At 69.9% G+C, this 2,715-nt stretch carries 4 protein-coding genes; all 4 read right to left on the bottom strand.

The window, feature by feature from the left end:
- Positions 1-198 (bottom strand): translation initiation factor IF-2 N-terminal domain-containing protein (locus tag EBH09_RS26970; RefSeq protein ID WP_153182718.1); only part of this gene is annotated, 198 nt, incomplete at its 3' end.
- Between the two features lie 162 nt (positions 199-360).
- A complete protein-coding gene (locus EBH09_RS26965; RefSeq protein ID WP_121749463.1) occupies positions 361-654 on the bottom strand; it encodes a YlxR family RNase P modulator in 294 nt (97 codons plus the stop codon).
- 102 nt (positions 655-756) lie between these two features.
- Entirely contained in the window at positions 757-1,779 is a 1,023-nt protein-coding gene (gene nusA / locus EBH09_RS26960) for a transcription termination factor NusA (RefSeq protein WP_121749462.1), read from the bottom strand.
- A 2-nt stretch (positions 1,780-1,781) separates the two neighbouring features.
- Positions 1,782-2,309, bottom strand: coding sequence for a ribosome maturation factor RimP (gene rimP / locus EBH09_RS26955; RefSeq protein WP_121749461.1), 528 nt, complete (start codon positions 2,307-2,309; stop codon positions 1,782-1,784).
- Between the last annotated feature and the right edge of the window lie 406 nt (positions 2,310-2,715).

Below are 2,715 nucleotides of genomic sequence, written 5' to 3'. Positions count from 1 at the left end.
CGGGGCCGCGGGGCGACCGGCGGACCGGCCGTTGCCACTGCCCTGCTGGAACGCGTCTGTCAGCTTGCGTACTACGGGCGCCTCGATCGTCGAAGACGCCGAACGGACGAACTCACCGAGCTCCTGGAGCTTGGCCATGACGACCTTGCTCTCGACACCGAACTCCTTGGCGAGTTCGTAGACCCGGACCTTAGCCACTTCGCTCCTCTGAGGTCCGGGTTGCGTCCGGACCGTCGCTAGTTCATGGGCGTACTCATCGCGTACTCATCGAGTGCTCATCGCAATCTCGACCTGCTTTCACTTCGCGAGGTACCAGGGCCGCACGGGGTTCCGTACGGCTCGTCTTCCTTGGCACGTTGCCTACAGCTGCTGTGGGCAACCCTGTGCCTGCTCGACGTAGCGGCGCAACGCCTTTACGTCGAGCGGCCCCGGGACGCGGAGCGCCCGCGGGAACGCCTTGCGGCGCACTGCCTGGTCGACACAGACCGGTGCGGGGTGCACATAGGCACCCCGGCCGGGCAGCGTACCGCGTGGATCGGGGGTGCAGTCACCCTCGACCGCCACAGTGCGCAGCAGCTCGCTCTTGACCGCTCGCTCCCGGCACCCCACACAGGTGCGCTCGGGGCATGCTCGGGTACGTGTCCGGCCAGACACAGCTAAGTCTACCTCCCCGGACCGACCTCACCCCTTTGGGGCAAGAATCGAACACATACCGCACGCAAGACTGTCGTGATCTCAGCGCAGTGCGGCTTGGATCTATTCCCCGCGCCCCGCCGACGGGCGGTCGGACGACTGCTCGGACGGCTGCTCGGTGTCCGGCCGGATGTCGATCCGCCAGCCGGTCAGCCTGGCCGCGAGGCGGGCGTTCTGACCCTCCTTGCCGATCGCCAGCGACAGCTGGTAGTCGGGCACGATCACGCGTGCGGAGCGGGCCGCCAGGTCCACGACCTCCACCTTGGAGACGCGGGCCGGGGAGAGCGCGTTCGCCACCATCTCGGCCGGGTCGTCCGACCAGTCGACGATGTCGATCTTCTCGCCGTTCAGCTCGCCCATGACGTTGCGCACCCGGCCGCCCATGGGGCCGATGCAGGCACCCTTGGCGTTCAGGCCCGAGCGGGTGGAGCGTACGGCGATCTTGGTGCGGTGGCCGGCCTCGCGGGCGATCGCCGAGATCTCGACGGACCCGTCGGCGATCTCCGGCACCTCCAGGGCGAAGAGCTTCTTCACCAGGTTGGGATGCGTGCGGGACAGCGTCACGGAGGGGCCGCGCACGCCCTTGGCCACCCGGACGACGTACGAACGCAGCCGCATGCCGTGCGGGTAGGTCTCGCCCGGCACCTGCTCCTGCACCGGCAGGATGGCCTCCAGCTTGCCGATGTCGACGAGCACGTTCTTCGGGTCGCGGCCCTGCTGGACCACGCCGGTGACGATGTCGCCCTCACGGCCGGCGTACTCACCGAGCGTCGCGTCGTCCTCGGCGTCGCGCAGCCGCTGCAGGATGACCTGCTTCGCGGTGCTGGCGGCGATACGGCCGAAGTCGGACGGGGTGTCGTCGAACTCCCGGGCCGCCTGGCCCTCTTCGAGGTCGTCGGGGTCCTCCTTCGCCCACACGGTCACATGCCCGGTGTCCCGGCTGAGCTCCACGCGCGCGTGTCGGCGGCTTCCCTCGGTGCGGTGGTAGGCGATGAGGAGGGCCGACTCGATCGCTTCGACCAGCAGGTCGAAGGAGATCTCCTTCTCCCGCACCAAGCCCCGCAGGGCGCTCATGTCGATGTCCACGGCTACGCCTCCTCCTCTTCCGTCGTGTTCTTGTCGTTCTTGTCGCCGCTGTCGTCCTTGCGGTTGAACTCCACCTGGACGCGGGCCTTGTCGATGTCGGCGAAGGCGAGTCTGCGGGTGGTGGCCTTGCGGCCCTTCACTCCGGGCACTTCGAGGTCGAGTCCGTCGTCGTCCACGCCGAGAACGCGTGCGACCAGTTCGCCGCCCTCGTGGAGCTGGAACCGCACCAGGCGGTCCGTGGCCCGCACATAGTGGCGGTGCTCGGTGAGGGAGCGCTCCGCGCCCGGGGTGCCGACCTCGAGGGTGTACTCGGCCTCGCCCATCGCGTCGCTCTCGTCGAGCTTCGCCGAGAGCGCGCGGCTCACATCGGCGATCCGGTCCAGGTCCGCACCGGTGTCGGAGTCGACGACGACACGCAGCACACGCTTGCGGCCGACCGAGTCCACCGCGATCTCTTCGAGGTCCAGGCCCTGGGAGGCGACGAGCGGCTCCAGCAGCTCTCGCAGCCTCTCGCTCTGGGTGGTGCTCATCCGGGTGACTCCTCGGCCGCGTGTGCTGTTGTGGGATGGGGCGCGTGTCTGGTCAAAGGGTATCCGGTCCCGGGGGGTGTTGCCGTCCACCCGGGACCGGCGGCGCCGATGACTGGTGCCCGGCCGGGGCCCGGGTACCGTGATCACGGGCAGGCCGCACCGCGGATTCCCGCCGCTCGCCCGTCGCTTTGCCGTCGCTTCCGTACGAGCCTGTCGAGGACGTCTGCCGTGTCGTTTTCCTCATCGCCGCGCCTGCCCTCGGGGCCGCGCAGAAGGACCCTGCTCGCCTCGGCCGCCGGGGCCGCCCTGCTCGCCGGCTGTTCCGGCGGGCCGGGCGACGGCGGCACGGAGGGCAGTCCGTCGGCCGCCGACCGGGCACGCGCGCGTGCGGCCCGGGACAGCGAGG

It is taken from the genome of Streptomyces sp. E2N166 (assembly GCF_003671715.1).
GTDB lineage: Bacteria > Actinomycetota > Actinomycetes > Streptomycetales > Streptomycetaceae > Streptomyces > Streptomyces thinghirensis.
The sequence above is the reverse complement of the archived record's forward strand: the minus strand, read 5'-3'. Positions and strand labels throughout refer to the sequence as shown.

Bases quoted from the DNA above. Each gene is read 5' to 3' on its own strand.
- rimP (WP_121749461.1), bottom strand. From the start codon at position 2,309: ATGAGCACCACCCAGAGCGAGAGGCTGCGAGAGCTGCTGGAGCCGCTC.